We start from the raw sequence: 16,339 nt of genomic DNA, 5'->3' as shown, positions 1-16,339 counted from the left end.
TCAGCGGGCGGCGGAGATGACCACGCGGCGGTTCTTGGCGCGGCCGGCGGGATCGTCGGAGCCGTCCGGCCTGGTGTTGGGGTGGGCCGGCTTGGTCTCGCCGTAGCCGGTGGCCTTGAGGCGGGACCGGTCGATGCCGCCCTTGGCGGCCAGCCACTCGACGATGGCCTGCGCGCGGCGTTCGGAGAGGCTCTGGTTGGACGCCGTGTCGCCCTTGGCGTCGGTGTGGCCGTCCACCTGGATGGGCGCGCCGGCCGGGACCTCCTTGCCGATCGACTCGGCGATCTCGGTCAGCTCGGCCGCCGCGGCGGGCTTGATGTCGGCCTTGCCGAAGTCGAAGAGGACGTCGGCCTTGATGTCGTAGGCGATGCTGTCGTCGCCCTTGATGACCTGCCCCGGCCCGGCCGTGTACGCCTTGAGAGTCGCGCCGGGGACGCTGACCCCGGGGACGCTCACGCCGGGCACCGACACGCCGGGGACGCTGACCGGCGGGATGCATTCGCCCTTGTCGTTGCAGGCGCGCGGTCGGTAGACCGCACTCCGGTAGAGGGCGCTGCGGTAGAGGGCGCTGCGGTAGAGCGCGGCCCGGTACACGGAGCTGACGTACTGCCCTTCCTCGGACGGCTTGCTCTGGCAAACCTCCAGGCGGGTGACGGGCAGGCGCGTCACGGCCAGGCGCGAGATCTCCGAGCGCGTCACCGGCGAGACGTCGATGCCCGGGGCCTTGACGCCGGGAATCGTCACGCCGGGAAGGGTGACGGGCGGGATCGTGACGCCCGGGATGGTGATCCCGCCGAGGCAGCCGCCCGGGGCGGGCTTGTGCTCGACGCACTGCGCCGGGATGCGCTGGGCGGGGATGTCCACGCCCGGGATCGTCGCGGCCGGGATCTTCTGGCCGCCGATCGTCGCCTCGGGAATCCTCACCGGGTCGCTGTGCACGGCCGGGATCTCGACCGCCTTGATCAGCTGCCCGCCGTTCGGGCAGCTCGTCGGCTCCGGCCCGGTGGGGGAGGGGGGCGCGGTGGGCGGGGCGGGGCCGCCGCTCGCCCCGTCCTGGCCGCCCGCGTTCCTCTTCGGCCGCTCGTCGCCGCCGCACGCGGCCAGGGACAGCCCTGCCGCCAGGCAGACGGCGAGTGCTCGTGATGCTCGCTGCATGGTCAGCCTTTCTCGTAGGTGACTTCGACGCGCCGGTTCTTGGCGCGTCCCGCGGGGTCGTCCTTGCCGCCCTGCTCGTTGGGGGCGACGGGCCTGGTCTCGCCGTAGCCCTTGGCCTCGATCCGGAGCCCGGCCCCCGCTCCGGCCTTCTGCAGCTCGGCCGTGACCGCCTCGGCGCGCTGCTCGGAGAGCCGGAGGTTGTAGCCGGGGTCGCCGATGGAGTCGGAGTGCCCGGACACCCGGACGGTGCCCGTGGCGTCGCGCAGCCGGGGGGCCAGGGAGGCGATGCGGCGCCGGGCGGCCTCGGTGAGGGTCGCCTTGTTGAAGTCGAAGAGGACGTCCGCGGAGATGCGCACGGTGACCCGCCTGCCGTCGGACTCCTCTTCCTCCAGCGGGACGACCGCCTTCGACAGGTCGATGCCGTGCACCGCGCCGTCGGCGCCGATGGACAGGACGCTCTTGGGCAGGCTCTCGTCGGGAACGCTCGGGTCGGCGCCCGCCACGGCGGGGACGGCCAGGACGAGCGCCAGGACGCCCGCGATGACGATCGGACGGCGCATCCGGCTCACCGCTCGACCGGGACGTCGCGGAACGTGGGCCACGAGCCGATCTGCACGTCGATGGTCTTCACGTTCTCCGGCGGCGCGGCGAAGGTGAAGTAGAAGGGGGTGACCTGGTCGTTCGTCATGTGGGTGAAGATGTCGTCGGTCTCCAGCTCCTTGCCGGAGGAGTCCTTCACCACGACGTAGCGCTTGAGGTTCACCGGGTCGATCAGCGAGGTGCCGAGGCCGTGGTCGCCGTTGAGCCCGTAGGCGTTGATGCGGCCCGGCGCGGCGCCCGGCACGTGCGGGGTGAACTGGACGTTGAGCGTGGCCAGCTTCCCCTTGACCCGGAGGCCCATGATGGCGATGTCGACCTTGGCCCCCTGTGCCGCGGGGCTGTCGAAGGTGCCCTTCACCACCGGCTCGCCGGCGTTGTCGAAGGCGGCCTTCCCGACCGCGCCCTCGGCGCCCGCGCGGGAGGACGAGCCGGATCCGGAGGCCTCGCCGGACTCGGAGCAGCCGGTCAGCCCGGCTGCCGCCAGCACCCCCGCGGCGGTGAGGGCGGCCAGGCGATGGGAGAGGGGCATGGTCGGGTCCTTTCAGGTCCGTCGCATATGCAAATGTTCGTCGTCGTGGCACCATGGCCGGAAAGCGCCAAGTAGTATGTGCGTGTGCGAATGTAGTGTTTGCATGTGCGAATAGTCAAGGGGGTCGATGAGGTGAGCATCACCGAGGACGCCGTCGCCCGGAACCGCGCGCTGCAGACCGAGTGGTACGGCGAGCCGCTCGGCGACCGCGTCCGGCCGCTTCTCGCGCGTCTCGGCATGTCCCAGTCGGGGCTGGCCGGCGTGCTCGGGCTGTCCGCGCCGATGCTCTCCCAGCTCATGTCCGGGCAGCGCGCCAAGATCAGCAATCCGGCCGTCCTGCACCGGCTGATGGCGGCCGAGGAGCTCGTCGCCGATCCCGCGTTCGACGCGCTGGCGCCCGCCGAGGTCAAGGCGCGCCTGGAGGAGATCAAGGCGGAGTCGGCGGCCACCACGTCGGGGATGCGCATGACCACGCCCGAGCGCGTGCCGTCAGGCCGACCATCCGCGGGCGCCGCGTCGTCCGACGGGGCCACGGACGGTCACCGGCCCGGCGGACGCCGCGCGGCCGAATCGGCCCGGCTCGTCCAGGCGCTGCTGCGCGAGGTGGGGTCCGCCGCCGAGATCGAGGCCGCCGCCGCGCTCATCGCCGAGCGCTTTCCCGACCTCGCGGAGGTCCTGCGCGTGTACGGCACCGGACGCACCGGCGAGGCCGAGGCGCACTTCGCCCGGACCGTCCTCAAGGAGACTTCGCGCGACCACACGGTCATGCCGTAGCGCACTCGTCTCGATTCTTCTGGACCATAACAACTGGTTATGAATGGCAGGCGGTGCCCGAGGCTCTCGGGAGGGCTAAAGTCTGTGGTCAGGCTCACATGCGGGTCTGCCTGTTATGTATGTCACAGCTCCCGGCGGGTGGCGTAGGGTCGCTTCGCTGGAAGCGCATACGTGGCGTCACCGCCCGCATGCGGCGCGGCCCGTCGGCCGCCCGCGTGACGAGGCCCCGGCCGGGGCGCACGACCAACGGCCCGGGGCGCGGACGGCCGCATGGGTGCGCGCAGACCGTGGTACGGGGACACGACGACCCGAGCTCAGGAGAGCGATCGATGAGCACTGTGGAGGCGCCGGCCAAATCGCGCGCCCAGATCAAGGAACGCACGCTCCGCAAGGACAACTGGCGCCTGTATCCGGTCACGACCTTCGTGATCTTCACGGCATGGGTGGTGTACGCGACCGTCCGGGCCTTCTGGGGCTCGGCGTTCTACGTGCCGGAGTTCCACTACCTGACGCCGTTCTACTCGCCGTGCCTGAACGAGATCTGCAACGACGTGACGGTGAACGGCCATACGGGCGACGCGGCGGAGTTCGGGGCGTTCCTCCCGGCGGGCACCCGCGGCTGGATCCCCTTCGCGGCCGTCTCGCTCCCGTTCCTGCTGCTGTTCCGCCTGACCTGCTATTACTACCGCAAGGCCTACTACCGGTCGTTCTGGGCGTCGCCGTCCGCGTGCGCCGTCCGGGAGCCGCACGCCAAGTACACCGGCGAGCGGCGCTTCCCCCTCATCGGCCAGAACCTGCACCGCTACTTCTGGCTGGCCGCCGTCCTCATCTCGCTCGTCAACACCTATGACGCGATCCTCGCCTTCCACGGCAAGGACGGCGGTTTCGGCATCGGGCTCGGCACGCTCATCCTGGTCGCGAACGTGGTCCTGCTCTGGCTGTACACCCTGTCGTGCCACTCGTGCAGGCACATCGTCGGCGGGCGCCTGAAGAACTTCTCCAAGCACCCGTTCCGGTACCGGATGTGGGGCTGGGTCTCGAAGATCAACGAGCGCCACGGGATGTACGCCCTGATCACCCTGGGCTCGCTGGTGGTGGCCGACCTGTACGTCGCGCTGGTCGCCAGCGAGACCATCTCCGACCTGCGCATCTTCAACTGAGGCCAAGGAATCATGACTGAGATCGAGAGGCACTCGTACGACGTCGTGGTGATCGGCGCCGGCGGCGCCGGGCTGCGCGCGGCCATCGAGGCGCGCCTCCAGGGCAAGAAGACCGCGATCATCTCCAAGTCGCTGTTCGGCAAGGCCCACACGGTGATGGCCGAGGGCGGCGCCGCCGCCGCGATGGGCAACGTCAACGCCAACGACAACTGGATGGTCCACTTCCGCGACACCATGCGCGGCGGCAAGTTCATGAACAGCTGGCGGATGGCGGAGCTGCACGCCAAGGAGGCCCCGGAGCGCATCTGGGAGCTGGAGCTGTGGGGCGCGCTGTTCGACCGCACCAAGGACGGCAAGATCAGCCAGCGCAACTTCGGCGGGCACGAGTACCCGCGGCTGGCGCACGTCGGCGACCGGACGGGCCTGGAGCTGATCCGCACCGCGCAGCAGAAGATCGTCGCCCTCCAGCAGGAGGACCACGCCGAGCACGGCGACTACGAGGCCAACCTCAAGGTGTGGGCCGAGACGACGGTCACCCGGCTGCTCAAGGACGCAGACGGCAAGATCTGCGGCGCGTTCGGCTACGTCCGCGAGACCGGGAAGTTCGTCGTGTTCGAGGCGCCCGCGGTGGTGCTGGCGACCGGCGGCATCGGCAAGGCGTTCAAGGTCACGTCCAACTCCTGGGAGTACACCGGGGACGGTCACGCGCTGGCGCTGCTCGCCGGCGGGACGCTGCTGAACATGGAGTTCGTCCAGTTCCACCCGACGGGCATGGTCTGGCCGCCGTCCGTCAAGGGCATCCTCGTGACCGAGTCGGTGCGCGGCGACCGCGGCGTCCTGCGGAACTCCGAGGGCAAGCGGTTCATGTTCGACTACATCCCCGAGGTCTTCAAGGAGCAGTACGCGACCTCGGAGGAGGAGGGCGACCGCTGGTACGACGACCCGGAGAACAACAAGCGCCCGCCCGAGCTGCTGCCGCGTGACGAGGTGGCGCGGGCCATCAACTCCGAGGTCAAGGCGGGACGGGGATCGCCGCACGGCGGGGTGTTCCTCACCGTCGTCGACCGGATGCCCGGCGGCGCCGCCGAGATCGTCAAGCGGCTGCCGTCGATGTACCACCAGTTCAAGGAGCTGGCGGACGTCGACATCACCAAGGAGGCGATGGAGGTCGGCCCGACCTGCCACTACGTGATGGGCGGCGTGGAGGTCGACCCCGACACCGGCGCCGCGCCGGTCCCCGGCCTGTTCGCGGCGGGCGAGGTCTCCGGCGGCATGCACGGCTCGAACCGGCTCGGCGGCAACTCGCTGTCGGACCTGCTGGTGTTCGGCCGGCGGGCCGGGCTCGGCGCGTCCGAGTACGTGGACGGGCTGGCCGCGCGCCCCGCCGTCCCCGACGCCGAGATCGAGGCGGCGACGGGCGAGGCGCTCGCGCCGTTCGAGCGGGAGGGCGGCGAGAACCCGTACGCCGTGCACGCCGAGCTGCAGCAGACGATGAACGAGCTGGTCGGCATCATCCGCAAGGAAGAGGAGCTGAAGCAGGCGCTGGAGGCGCTCGGCAAGCTGCGCGAGCGGGTCGCGAACGTGAGCGTCTCCCCGGTCGCCGTCAACGACGGGCGCGGCTACCACCCGGGCTGGCACCTCGCCCTGGACCTGCGCAACATGCTGCTGGTGTCGGAGGCGGTCGCGAAGGCGGCGCTGGAGCGGCAGGAGAGCCGCGGCGGCCACACCCGCGACGACTACCCGCAGATGTCGGCGGAGTGGCGGAAGATCAACCTGGTCTGCTCGCTGGCCGGCGACCCGTCGTCCCCGCACATCGAGCTGAAGCGCCAGCCGCTCACGCCGATGCGGGAGGACCTGCTCGAACTGTTCGACAACGACGAGCTGAAGAAGTACCTGACCGCCGAGGAGCTGCCGGCCGGACTGGCCGACGAGGTCAAGACGGAGGAGGCGGAGGACGCGGCCGGTTCGGGCGCGACCGCCGCGGACGGCGAGGAGGACGACCGATGAGCTACGAGGCCAAGTTCAAGGTCTGGCGCGGCGACGACGGCGACGGCGAGCTCACCGACTACACGGTGGAGGTGAACGAGGGCGAGGTCGTCCTCGACATCATCCACCGGCTGCAGGCCACGCAGGCGCCCGACCTCGCCGTCCGGTGGAACTGCAAGGCGGGCAAGTGCGGCTCGTGCTCCGCGGAGATCAACGGCATGCCGAGGCTGCTGTGCATGACCCGGATGTCGACCTTCGACCCGGACGAGACGGTCACCGTCACGCCGATCCGCACCTTCCCGGTCATCCGCGACCTGGTCACGGACGTGTCGTTCAACTACCAGAAGGCGCGGGAGATCCCCTCGTTCGACCCGGGCGACGCCAAGCCCGGCGAGCTGCGCATGCAGCAGGTGGACGTGGAGCGGTCGCAGGAGTTCCGCAAGTGCATCGAGTGCTTCCTGTGCCAGAACGTCTGCCACGTCATCCGCGACCATGAGGAGAACAAGGAGAACTTCGCGGGCCCGCGCTTCCTGATGCGGATCGGCGAGCTGGAGATGCATCCGGCCGACGAGGCCGACCGGCGCAACATCGCGCAGGACGACCACGGGCTCGGGTTCTGCAACATCACCAAGTGCTGCACCGAGGTGTGCCCCGAGCACATCAAGATCACCGACAACGCCCTGATCCCGATGAAGGAACGGGTCGTGGGCCGCAAGTACGACCCGGTGGTGTGGCTGGGCAGCAAGCTCGGCATCGTCAGGAAGGGGCAGGACACCCCGTCCGCCTGAGTCCTCGCGAACGTCCCCCGCCGCCCCGCGCGACGGGGGACGTTCGCGTTTCTCCGCCGCTGGCCGCCGCGGGGCGGCGCGCTGGCATGCGACGCACCCGAGGCACGGCGGGCGGCGTGCCCCCGGACCGCCGCCCGCCGCTCCGCCGTTCCCCGTGAACGCCGAGGGCGCCTGGACGACCCCCGGTCGCACACGCCGCGTCCCACACTCGCGCACGTCCGCCCGATCGAGTAGGGATTAGTACACACAACCGTGATTGTTTCCCGGGGAGCGGGAACGGACGGTTCCCTTTAACGTGGGGGCATGAGCCCCCTCGAACCGGGTTCGTTCCTTGCCGATCTCACCCCGGCGGAACGGGCGGATCTGGAGTCACGTGGCCGCGTCCGCGACTTCGACCGAGGGGACGTGCTCTTCGCCGAGGGGGAGGAGCCCGGCTGGGTGGCCGTCCTGCTGAGGGGGCGGGTCAAGGCGTTCTCCTACCGCGAGCAGGGCGGCGAGGCGCTGCTGGCCGTGCGCGGAGCGGGAGCGCTGCTGGGCGAGGTCGCCGCGATCGACGGGATGCCCCGGTCGGCGACGGTCACCGCGCTCGAACCGGTGCGGGCGATCGCCGTCACGGCGGACGAGTTCATGGCGTTCTTGCAGGCCCACGGCCGCGTCTCCATCATCATCATGCGGATGCTCTGCCAGCGCTGGCGCGACGCTGACCGCAAGCGCGTCGAGTTCGGCATGTTCGACGCGACCGGGCGCGTGGCGCAGCGCCTCGTCGAGCTGGCCGAGCGGTTCGGCGTGCCCTACGAGCGCCGGACGGGCGCGAACGCCGGGGGAGAGAGCGTCCGGATCACGCTCAACCTGTCGCAGGAGGAGCTGGCGGGCTGGGTGGGCGCGTCCCGCGAGGCGGTCAGCAAGGCGCTGCGCACGCTGCGCCGGCACGGCTGGATCGAGACGGGGCGGCGGCGTCTCATCGTCCACGACCTCCAGGCGCTCCGCCGGCACGCGCGCTGACCCGGTGCGCGGCGCGCGCGGCGGTGACCCGTACTCTGTGCAGGATGCAGTTGCAGCAGCTCGCCTACTTCGTCGCGGTCGCGGAGGTACGCCACTTCACGCAGGCCGCCGAGCTTCTGCGGGTGGCGCAACCATCGCTCTCCAAGCAGATCCGCGCCCTTGAGAACGAGCTGAACGTGTCGCTGTTCAGCCGCGCGCGGGGGAACATCACGCTGACACCCGCCGGAGAGGCACTACTGCCACTGGCGAAGCGCATCCTGGCCGATGTCGACACCGCGCGCTTGGAAGTGCAGGAGCTGGCCGGTCTCAAGCGCGGCCGTGTACGGCTCGGCGCTACACCGTCCCTCTGCGCGGGCCTGCTGGCGGACGTCCTGCGCCGCTTCCACGACGCGTACCCGGGGATCCAGCTCATCGTCGAGGAAGGAGGATCCCGCGACCTGGTCCGGGAGCTGACGCGAGGCTCCCTCGACATGGCGCTGGTCATCCTCCCTCTGCACGGTGACCCGCCCCTGGACACCACCCCGATACTGCGCGAGAACCTGGTGGTGGCCTCCCCGGCGGGGCCCGACCAGAGGGCGCCGGAGCGCTCCCTCAAGGCCGCGCAGCTCCCGCGCCGTTCCTACCTGCGCATCGAGGATCTGCAGAACCGCCCCCTGGTGATGTTCCGTCCGGGCTACGACCTGCGCGAGGCGACCATCAGCGCGTGCAGGGAGGCCGGATTCGAGCCCAGGTTCGCCGTGGAGGGCGGCGAGATGGACGCCGTCCTGCGCTTCGTCGAGGTCGGCCTCGGTATCGCGGTCGTGCCGAGCATGGTCCTCGCCGGACGTCCCGGCCTGCGCGGCACCCCGCTCGTCCTGGCCGACGAGGAGGCCCGCCGCGGCCGCCACGCCCCCGGCCTGATCCGTACCATCGCCCTCGCCCACCGCAAGGACGTGGAGCTCACCCATGCCGCCCGCGCGTTCCAAGACACCCTCCAGACCTTCCTGGTAGAGGCCGGCCTGGCCGGCAGCCTCCCCGCAGGCGTCGAGACCCTGGTGACGTCCTAGTTCCGCAGTTCGTCGGCCGCCTCACGGAACGCCGTCTCCGCGCGCGCGAAATAGTCGAACAGCACCTCGCGCTGCTCGTCGGTGTAACCGCCGATGATCTCGCCGATCCGCTTCCGGGCGGGCGCCATGACGCGGTCGAGGTCGGCGGGCGCCGCCACCGGCTCGACGATGACCTTGCGGCGATCCTCCGGCGACGGGACGCGCCGCACGTAGCCCCCCTGCTCCAGCCGGTCGATCAGCCGGGTGGTCGGCCCGGTCGTCAGGCCCGTCCGGGCGGACAGCTCCCCGGGGGTCATCGCGCCCGCCAGATCGAGGATGTTCAGCGCGTACAGGTCCGTCCCGCCCAGGTCGCAGGCCCGAGCACTGGCGTGGCCGTGCAGCATGACGGCGCTGAGATACCGCCGGTAGGCCACCGAGGCCCCTTCGGCTGTTGACACGTCTCCTCCCGATCCCTAATCTCTTCCTCAATGAAGAGAAATCTTCAACGAAGAAACTTCTCCATCGAAGCTACCAGAAGGAGCCGGTCATGGACGACACCGCCGCGATCAAGACCCTGTTCGCCCGCCTCACGGCCGCCTGGGACGCCGGCGACGGCGCCGCCTACGGCGCGTGCTTCACTCCGGACGCCAGTTACATCACCTACGTCGGAACCCTCTACCGCGGCGCCGAGGAGATCGGCGCCGCGCACCAGGCGCTCTTCGACAGCTTCCTCAAGGGCACCCGGCTGGCCTGCGAGATCGTCGACATCCGCCTTACGACCCCCGACACCGCCGTGGTCATCACCCGGGGGGACACCTACAAGAAGGCCCCGGGCAAGCTCAAGAAGCTCCAGACGAACACGGTCGTCCGGGACACCGGCGGCGAGTGGCGCCTGGCCGCCTTCCAGAACACCCTCCACAAGTCCCTGATGGAGGCCGCCTCGTTCAAGTTCCAGCCCGCCACCAAGCCCACCCACGCGAAATGACCGGCAACGTCATCAACAACGGACCCGCCCGATCCCGCACCTACGTGCGGTGCACATGGCGGTGGACGCCTTGTCCAGGATGCGGGTGAGATTCCGTCATACCGGATATGGTTTGACCTCCTCGGGGACGTTGCCCTTCCCAAGGATGAGTCGTTGCGTCTACTCAGAAGCATCTTGGAGCGGTTCTCGTGATGACCTGGCGGAAGTCCACCTACAGCGGCGGTTCTTCTACCCAGTCCGACTGTGTTGAGCTGGCTCGGCTGTCTGACGGCATCGGGGTGCGGGACAGCAAGGCGCCGGGTGCCGGTCACCTGCTGCTGTCCCGGCGCGGCTTCGCCGACCTGATGGCCCGGTTCAAACAGGACGCGGCTGGCGAGTAGGCCCGGCAGGGTCACTCCAGCAGGCCTTCGCATCGTGCCCATGCGAGGAAGCCGGAGCCGTCGCACGGCAGGTATGCCTCGTGATCGGACAGAAGATCGATCACTGTGGCGGCGTCCGCCACCTCCAGCGCTTTGTCTCGTATGCCTGCGCAGAGCAACTCCAGCGTGCTGAGCAGCTTGACGCCCCGTTCCCTGCCCTGGCGGCGGCCGGCTCTGTCATCGACCATCGCGGTGATGCCGTGGAACTCCGCGTACGCCAGTGTGGTGGCTTCGCCGATGTTGCGCATCCCACCGCCAAGTCGTCCGTGGTACTCGGAGAACAGGGCCAGCAAGGGAAGGGGGGTCTCTTTGACGACGGTCAGCCAAGGTTGGGCCGCCGCCTGGTACAACTGCGCGTGCCTGGGACCGCCGCGCAGTAGCTCTTCCTCAACGGCTGATGTGATGAAGCATTCGTAACCCGCCAGCAGCTTTGCCAGGACCGGAAGCTGGTTCGAGCGTGCGAAGTAGTTCGGCGGTGAGCTGTCGATGACGAGACGCGGACGGGTCAACGCAGCTCGCCTCGGAGCGCCTCCAGCGGGATCTCGTCGCGAGCGGGTAGATCGTCGATGTCGATCTGGCCGCGCAGCATCTCGGTGACGCGCTCGGCCGACAGGCGGTGGGTCCGGTAGGCACGGATCGCGGCGGCGGCGATACCGGTCGGAATGTAGGGGGGCGCGAGTTCTTCTGTGACTCGCACGCCGCATTCGAGGTAGTCGGCCCGTGTCGGGGATCTGGAGTCGAGTGTCCGATACTCGTCGCGCGTGATCAGATCGAAAGTCTTGAGTTGGCGCAGGGTCGCGGTCCAACTCGTCCGGTACTCCGCGCTGAGGATGATGGCGGCGGGTCGTAGGTCGTGCTCCTTACGGAGGGTCCGCCAGCGCTCGCTGCACCCGACGCGGGGGAGCAGCAGATTGGCGGCGAACGCGTCGATCGCCCGTTCCGTTGTGCTGGTGTCCGCCCCCCAATCGATGGAGTACTGGTCGCCGAAGAGATGGTGTCCCAGCTCGTGGGCGAGTGTGGATCTGCGTCGTCCAGCGTCGAGGTTTCCGTTGATGAGCGCCACCCCTATGCCTTCGATCTCGACATAGGCGCCATCGCCGCCCTCGGCGCCGAGGGCAACGGAGTAGGGGTACAGGCCCACTCGTTCCGCCGTATCAGCAAGATCGTGAAGTGGGGACCCGGCGTCCACACCGAGCAACGCTCTTGCATTCGAGGCCGCCTTCTCGACATGCCACGTAGCCGCTCCTGGAGCGATGGCGCTTAGGGACCCTCTGGCGTCGTCAGGTGCAAGGACGTGGACTCTGGCCAGGACGGCCACGTCGCGTGCGAGGGCGTCCAGCATCTGATCGCACTTTGGATCACTGCGTCGTCCCTCCAGGGCCGCGCGGCGGCTGACGACGGCGGTGGGAGGAGGCAGGACGAACCACTGGAGTGGGCGATCGAGGGCCTCGGCGAGGCGCACCAGTTCGAGTGAGCTGATCTGGCGTCGCCCAGCTTCGATCTTGGTGACGGCGGTCCGGTCCAGCCCGATCTCGGTGGCGAGGGCGTCCTGGCTGAGACCGAGTTCGCTCCGGGCCTCCGCGACACGTGCCCCGACCTCTCGCCAGCCCCGCTCATCCGTCATTGTGCCATTATCGCACATCCCAGGTGAGGTGGAAGATTGCCCAGGTCGGGCTAGGCGGGCGCCGCCACCGGCTCGACGATGACCTTGCGGCGATCCTCCGGCGACGGGACGCGCCGCACGTAGCCCCCTGCTCCAGCCGGGTGGTCGGCCCGGTCGTCCGGCCCGTCCGGGCGGACAGCTCCCCGGGGCGCTGAGGTAGCGCCGGTAGGCCGCCGAGGCCCTTCGGGTGTTGACACGTCTTCTCCCGATCGCCGCCAAGCTCGCTGGTGCGACATGGCCGGGAACATCATCAACAACGGACCCGCCCGATCGCGCAGCGCGCCCATACCCATTTGCCGGACGGCCGCGTCGCGGTGACCCCGCACTCCGACGCCAGCGCCTGGACGATGACCAGACCGCGCCCGCCCATCCCGGCGACGTGTCCGGGCTCCAGCGCCAGCGGGTCGGGGACGATGTCGTCCACCGTCAACTCGACGACCGGCCGGGCCACCGGCCGCTCGTCGGAGGAGTCCCAGACCCCGATGAAAAGGCCGCGGGCCTCCCTGGCGAACCTGATCCGGATCTCCCGCTCCGGCGTCGCCTGGCACGCGTTCACGATCAACTCACCCGCCACCAGCAACACATCACCGGCCACCTCCTCCAACCCCCACGCGTCCAGCCGCATCCCGATCCGCTGCCGCATTTCCCCGGCCACCGTCCCCGCCGCCAGACATGAATAGTCCAGCTCATTCGAATTCATGGCTCTTGTCCCATTTTGAACGCCCATCCCCACCCGCCTTTCCTCTCGATCCGCGGGACAAGAGTCGTGCTGTACGGATATTTTGTCGCTGTTCCCCGGAACGTCATCAACAGCGTGGAACAATGGTCCGGAGGTGGAAAGTGGACGGCCGCTTCAGGGAATCTCCCGACCCGATGGAGTCCATGTGGGCTTGGTTGGCCTACGACCTGCGCTTCTACCGCCTCAAGCATGGTCTGTCCGGTGAGCGTTTCGGACGGATCATCGGCGTCGTCCGCTCCACTGTTTCGAGGCTGGAATCGGGCGAACTCAAGATCGACGGTAAGCAGGCCATGGCGCTCGACGCGCATTTCGACACCGGCGGTCACTTTCTCCGGCTGCGGACCTATGCGGAGCTCGGCCACGACCCCGACTGGCAGAAGCAGTACGAAGTCTTCGAGGCTCGCGCCACGATGATGCGCCTCTATCACGGCCAGTTGATCCCCGCGCTGTTCCAGACGCCGGCCTACGCTCGTGCCCTCCTCAGCGCCGGCCGCTGGGCCGACATCGAGGGCGCGGTCGCCGCGCGGATGGCGCGCCAGGATGCCGTCAACCGACCGGACCCTCCCGACCTCTGGCTGCTGTTGGCGCAGAGTGCGATCGACTGCCCTGTCGGTGGTCCGCAGACCATGCGAGAGCAGAACGCTCACCTTCTGGAGGCGTCCGAGCAGGCGAACGTAACTCTGCGGATAGTCCCCAGATCGGTCGGCGCGCACCAGGGGCTAGATGGTCCATTTATGGTCATCCGCGTGCCCGAAAGAGACCTCGCGTTCGTGGAAGCGCCCGGCGGAGGAAGACTCGTGCTCGGCACTGAGGAAGTTCAGGGGTATGGAGTAAGGTTCGATCGAATTGCCGCGGAAGCGTTGTCTCCTGGTGCTTCGCGCACTTTGATCGAGCAGGTCATGGAGGACATGGCATGACGTATCCTGAGTGGCGCAAGAGCAGCCGTTCCACGTCCGGCACGACTGGTGACTGCGTCGAGGTTGCCGCTCTTCGGGAAGGTGTCGGGGTGCGGGACAGCAAGGCGCCGGGTGCCGGTCACCTGCTGCTGTCCCGGCGCGGCTTCGCCGACCTGATGGCCCGGTTCAAACAGGACGCGGCCGGCGAGTAGACCAGCTGGTGACGCGATCCCTGCTCAACCTTCTTGGAAGGTCACGTAGTCGGCGGGGACCAGGTGTGGGGGGTTGGCGGCCTGGGTGGCGTCGGGCTCTATCAGGCGGAACATGTCGAAGAGGATGATCGGGACCTCGCGGCCAAGGACCTTCTTCACCAGGCCTGTGGCGTGCAGGTGCTTCGCGGCGTCTATACAGAGGTCGTCGAAGTGGGCGCAGAGGCGTTCGTCCTCGTCCTCGTTCCAGAGGCCCAGGCGTTTGACCTCCTCCAGGTAGAGGGCCGTGCCCTCCGGGTCGGCCGGGTGGTGTCCGGCCGGCGGCGACTCCTCCAGGAGCATGTAGGCGTAGTTCCAGCGGGCTTCGAGGGGGTCGGCGGACGAGCCTTCGAGGTTCTGCCGGACGTTCGTCTCGGTGTTGTAGCCGATGGCCATGTACGGGTCGTACGGGTAGTCCCAGAGTTCGTGGACGGTCGAGTACTCGCCGTGCGAGATGCGGAGCGAGATGACGTAGATGTCGGGGCGGAGGGCCTCGGGGAAGCCGAGCACCGCCTGCTCGGCGGCACGGCGCATGTGCTGCTGGAGGGTCATGGGCCTCATGATCGCGGATCCAGCGAGCGGAGTCGGGCGAGGACGCCGGCGGTCTGCGGGGTCTGGAGGTCCTCGAAGACGGCGAGGGCGCGCATCCAGCAGTCGCGGGCGGCGTCCTCGCGGCCGAGGTGCAGGTGGGCCTGGCCGAGGTTGTAGAGGGTCTCCCCCTGGCCGGGACGGTCCCCGATCTCGCGGAACACGTCCAGCGCCTCCCGGTAGCACGTCACCGCCTGGTCGAAGTCGTGCAGGCCGTGGTGGGCGTAGCCGAGGCCGTGCAAGGACCAGCCTTCGGAACGGCGGTCGGTCTTCACGGCGACGGGGTGGGCCTTCTGGAAGCAGGCGAGGGAGGCGTCGAAGTCGCTGAGGCCGGCGTGCGCGTAGCCGAGAGCGATGAGGGCGAGACCGGTGTTGCGGCGGTCGCCGGCCGCCGAGGCCAGCCGCAGGGACCGGCGGTGATGGACGATCGCCTCGTGGTGCCGCTGGAGGCGGCGGCAGGTGTGGCCGAGGCCGTGCAGCGCCCACGCCTCGCCCCGGGGGTCGCCGAGCCGCGCGAACACCTCGCACGCGGCGGTGAAGAACCCGGCGGACTCCTCGAACCGCCACTGGCTCTGGCTGGCGTAGCCGAGGCCGGCGAGGGCGTAGCCGATGCCGCGGTCGTCGCCGAGGACGCGGGCGGAGGTGAGGCCGGTGCGCAGCGTCTTGATCCAGTCCGTCCACGGGCTGCGGAAGAAGAAGAACGTCCAGAGGGCGAGCGGGAGCCGCCAGGCGATGTCGTGGTGGCCCTCGTCCGCGGCGACCCGGGCGGCGGCGATCAGGTTGAGCCGCTCGGTCTCGCACCAGCCTCGGGCCTCCCCGGCGGAGGCGAAGGAGAGCGGGCGGCACGGCTCGTCCGGCAGCGTCAGTGCCGGGGTGATGCGCTCCGGGCAGAGCAGCCGGCGCGCGTTGTCGGCGGTGCCGAGGTACCAGGCGAGGACGCGGCGGAGGGCGGCGGTGCGCTCCTCACCGGCCGGTCCGTCGCCGAGGGTCCCGACGCGGTAGCGGCCTTCGGCGCACTCCTCCAGGTGGAGGCGGCCGAGCAGCGCGGCGGCCTCCTCGTCGGAGACGGCGAGGAGGGCGGCCGCGGCCGGGACGGAGATCTCGCCGCCCGGGTGCAGGGCGAGGAGCCGCGGGACGCGGCCGGTGTCGGCGCGCGTGTCCGGCAGCCGGATCCAGCCGCGCGTCCGGGTCTCCTTGACCGAGACGGCCACCTCGCGGAAGGAGGCGGCGGCGCACGCCGGGCTCTGCCGGACGACCTCCTGGTAGAACCAGTCGGACGCGATCAGCGCCAGGGTGCCGGGGCAGTCGCGCAGCGCCTGCTTGAGCGGGGCGGCCTCCAGCAGCCGGAACGTGGTGATGATCGATTTTCCGGCGACGCCGTTCCCGTCGTAGAGGACCTCCCCGGCGTGGACGGCGGCGCGGATCCTGATCCGGGCGCCCGGGGGCGCGCCGCCGTTGTGCCGGCCGAGCACGGCCGCGAGCGCCGCCGGGAACGCGCCGGCGAGCCGCTCCTTCGGCACGTCTGGCCCGACGAGGATCATGGCGCCGTCGCCGCGGTCCTCGCAGTAGCAGGACTCCGACGGGATGCCGGACTCGACCAGGGCCTCCTGTAAGGCCTGGTAGAGCCCGGCGCGGGAGACGAGCTGGTCCCAGTTCGCCCGGCCGCCGAAGGCCTCGATGTCGACGCAGAGGATCGACCGGTGGACCGCCAGCGACGACAACGACCGTGCTTGCATCTGCCGATGCAGATGCACACCCCTATGCACGTGCATGGCGGGATGG

The 16,339-nt window shown here is 69.8% G+C and carries 19 protein-coding genes; 10 read left to right on the top strand and 9 right to left on the bottom strand.

Features of this window, described 5'->3' with window-relative positions; all coding sequences use genetic code 11:
* The 3 genes from K8Z49_RS19045 to K8Z49_RS19035 are packed head-to-tail and all read right to left on the bottom strand — an operon-like array spanning position 1 to position 2,284.
* Complete coding sequence (locus tag K8Z49_RS19045) at positions 1–1,155, bottom strand: OmpA family protein (RefSeq protein ID WP_021594294.1); 1,155 nt, start codon at positions 1,153–1,155, stop codon at positions 1–3.
* 2 nt (positions 1,156–1,157) lie between these two features.
* On the bottom strand, positions 1,158–1,715 hold the full coding sequence (locus tag K8Z49_RS19040; protein ID WP_021594293.1) for an OmpA family protein: 558 nt from the start codon (positions 1,713–1,715) through the stop codon (positions 1,158–1,160).
* 5 nt (positions 1,716–1,720) lie between these two features.
* Positions 1,721–2,284: a hypothetical protein gene (locus K8Z49_RS19035; protein WP_412520088.1), complete on the bottom strand. Its 564-nt coding sequence runs from the start codon at positions 2,282–2,284 to the stop codon at positions 1,721–1,723.
* 132 nt (positions 2,285–2,416) lie between these two features.
* Here K8Z49_RS19035 and K8Z49_RS19030 point away from each other — a divergent pair, with 132 nt between their 5' ends.
* The 6 genes from K8Z49_RS19030 (at position 2,417) to K8Z49_RS19005 (ending at position 9,040) form a co-directional block, all read left to right on the top strand.
* Positions 2,417–3,058 (top strand): DNA-binding protein, encoded by a 642-nt coding sequence (locus K8Z49_RS19030; RefSeq protein ID WP_412520086.1) that lies wholly within the window; start codon positions 2,417–2,419, stop codon positions 3,056–3,058.
* 329 nt (positions 3,059–3,387) lie between these two features.
* A complete protein-coding gene (locus K8Z49_RS19025) occupies positions 3,388–4,218 on the top strand; it encodes a hypothetical protein (RefSeq protein WP_024934123.1) in 831 nt (276 codons plus the stop codon).
* A 12-nt stretch (positions 4,219–4,230) separates the two neighbouring features.
* The gene (locus K8Z49_RS19020; RefSeq protein ID WP_412520084.1) at positions 4,231–6,225 is read left to right on the top strand and encodes a fumarate reductase/succinate dehydrogenase flavoprotein subunit; all 1,995 of its coding nucleotides are present in this window, start codon (positions 4,231–4,233) and stop codon (positions 6,223–6,225) included.
* Positions 6,222–6,992, top strand: a complete 771-nt coding sequence (locus tag K8Z49_RS19015) for a succinate dehydrogenase/fumarate reductase iron-sulfur subunit (protein ID WP_021594288.1) — start codon at positions 6,222–6,224, stop codon at positions 6,990–6,992. The genes K8Z49_RS19020 and K8Z49_RS19015 overlap by 4 nt, the downstream gene beginning before the upstream one ends.
* 303 nt (positions 6,993–7,295) lie before the next feature.
* Positions 7,296–7,994, top strand: a complete 699-nt coding sequence (locus K8Z49_RS19010) for a Crp/Fnr family transcriptional regulator (protein WP_021594287.1) — start codon at positions 7,296–7,298, stop codon at positions 7,992–7,994.
* Between the two features lie 44 nt (positions 7,995–8,038).
* Positions 8,039–9,040, top strand: coding sequence for a LysR family transcriptional regulator (locus tag K8Z49_RS19005; protein WP_021594286.1), 1,002 nt, complete (start codon positions 8,039–8,041; stop codon positions 9,038–9,040).
* Here the strand turns inward: K8Z49_RS19005 and K8Z49_RS19000 are convergent.
* A complete protein-coding gene (locus tag K8Z49_RS19000) occupies positions 9,037–9,477 on the bottom strand; it encodes a MarR family winged helix-turn-helix transcriptional regulator (protein WP_024934122.1) in 441 nt (146 codons plus the stop codon). The two genes, K8Z49_RS19005 and K8Z49_RS19000, sit on opposite strands and share 4 nt — an antisense overlap.
* An 89-nt stretch (positions 9,478–9,566) precedes the next feature.
* Between K8Z49_RS19000 and K8Z49_RS18995 the strand changes: the two genes are divergently transcribed.
* Positions 9,567–10,004, top strand: coding sequence for an SgcJ/EcaC family oxidoreductase (locus tag K8Z49_RS18995; protein WP_412520081.1), 438 nt, complete (start codon positions 9,567–9,569; stop codon positions 10,002–10,004).
* Between the two features lie 191 nt (positions 10,005–10,195).
* Positions 10,196–10,384: a DUF397 domain-containing protein gene (locus tag K8Z49_RS18990; RefSeq protein ID WP_338071935.1), complete on the top strand. Its 189-nt coding sequence runs from the start codon at positions 10,196–10,198 to the stop codon at positions 10,382–10,384.
* 11 nt (positions 10,385–10,395) lie between these two features.
* On the opposite strand, the gene K8Z49_RS18985 is transcribed toward K8Z49_RS18990, so the two are convergent.
* The 3 genes from K8Z49_RS18985 to K8Z49_RS18975 form a co-directional block, all read right to left on the bottom strand.
* Positions 10,396–10,932: a hypothetical protein gene (locus tag K8Z49_RS18985; protein ID WP_412520079.1), complete on the bottom strand. Its 537-nt coding sequence runs from the start codon at positions 10,930–10,932 to the stop codon at positions 10,396–10,398.
* Positions 10,929–12,047, bottom strand: a complete 1,119-nt coding sequence (locus K8Z49_RS18980) for a helix-turn-helix domain-containing protein (protein WP_412520077.1) — start codon at positions 12,045–12,047, stop codon at positions 10,929–10,931. The genes K8Z49_RS18985 and K8Z49_RS18980 overlap by 4 nt, the downstream gene beginning before the upstream one ends.
* Before the next feature lie 289 nt (positions 12,048–12,336).
* On the bottom strand, positions 12,337–12,786 hold the full coding sequence (locus K8Z49_RS18975) for an ATP-binding protein (protein ID WP_412520075.1): 450 nt from the start codon (positions 12,784–12,786) through the stop codon (positions 12,337–12,339).
* A gap of 140 nt (positions 12,787–12,926) precedes the next feature.
* Between K8Z49_RS18975 and K8Z49_RS18970 the strand changes: the two genes are divergently transcribed.
* Both K8Z49_RS18970 and K8Z49_RS18965 read left to right on the top strand, forming a co-directional pair.
* A complete protein-coding gene (locus K8Z49_RS18970) occupies positions 12,927–13,742 on the top strand; it encodes a helix-turn-helix domain-containing protein (protein WP_146877274.1) in 816 nt (271 codons plus the stop codon).
* A complete protein-coding gene (locus K8Z49_RS18965) occupies positions 13,739–13,933 on the top strand; it encodes a DUF397 domain-containing protein (RefSeq protein WP_412520073.1) in 195 nt (64 codons plus the stop codon). Before K8Z49_RS18970 ends, K8Z49_RS18965 begins: the two co-directional genes overlap by 4 nt.
* 24 nt (positions 13,934–13,957) lie before the next feature.
* On the opposite strand, the gene K8Z49_RS18960 is transcribed toward K8Z49_RS18965, so the two are convergent.
* Both K8Z49_RS18960 and K8Z49_RS18955 read right to left on the bottom strand, forming a co-directional pair.
* Positions 13,958–14,521 carry a hypothetical protein gene (locus K8Z49_RS18960; protein WP_412520071.1) on the bottom strand — a complete coding sequence of 188 codons (564 nt, stop codon included), beginning with the start codon at positions 14,519–14,521 and terminating at the stop codon, positions 13,958–13,960.
* Positions 14,522–14,526: 5 nt separating this feature from the next.
* Positions 14,527–16,329, bottom strand: a complete 1,803-nt coding sequence (locus tag K8Z49_RS18955) for a tetratricopeptide repeat protein (RefSeq protein WP_143118382.1) — start codon at positions 16,327–16,329, stop codon at positions 14,527–14,529.
* Positions 16,330–16,339 lie beyond the last annotated feature (10 nt).

Source organism: Actinomadura madurae (assembly GCF_047130825.1).
Classification (GTDB): Bacteria; Actinomycetota; Actinomycetes; order Streptosporangiales; family Streptosporangiaceae; genus Spirillospora; species Spirillospora madurae.
This window is presented reverse-complemented; position numbering and strand designations above follow the sequence as displayed.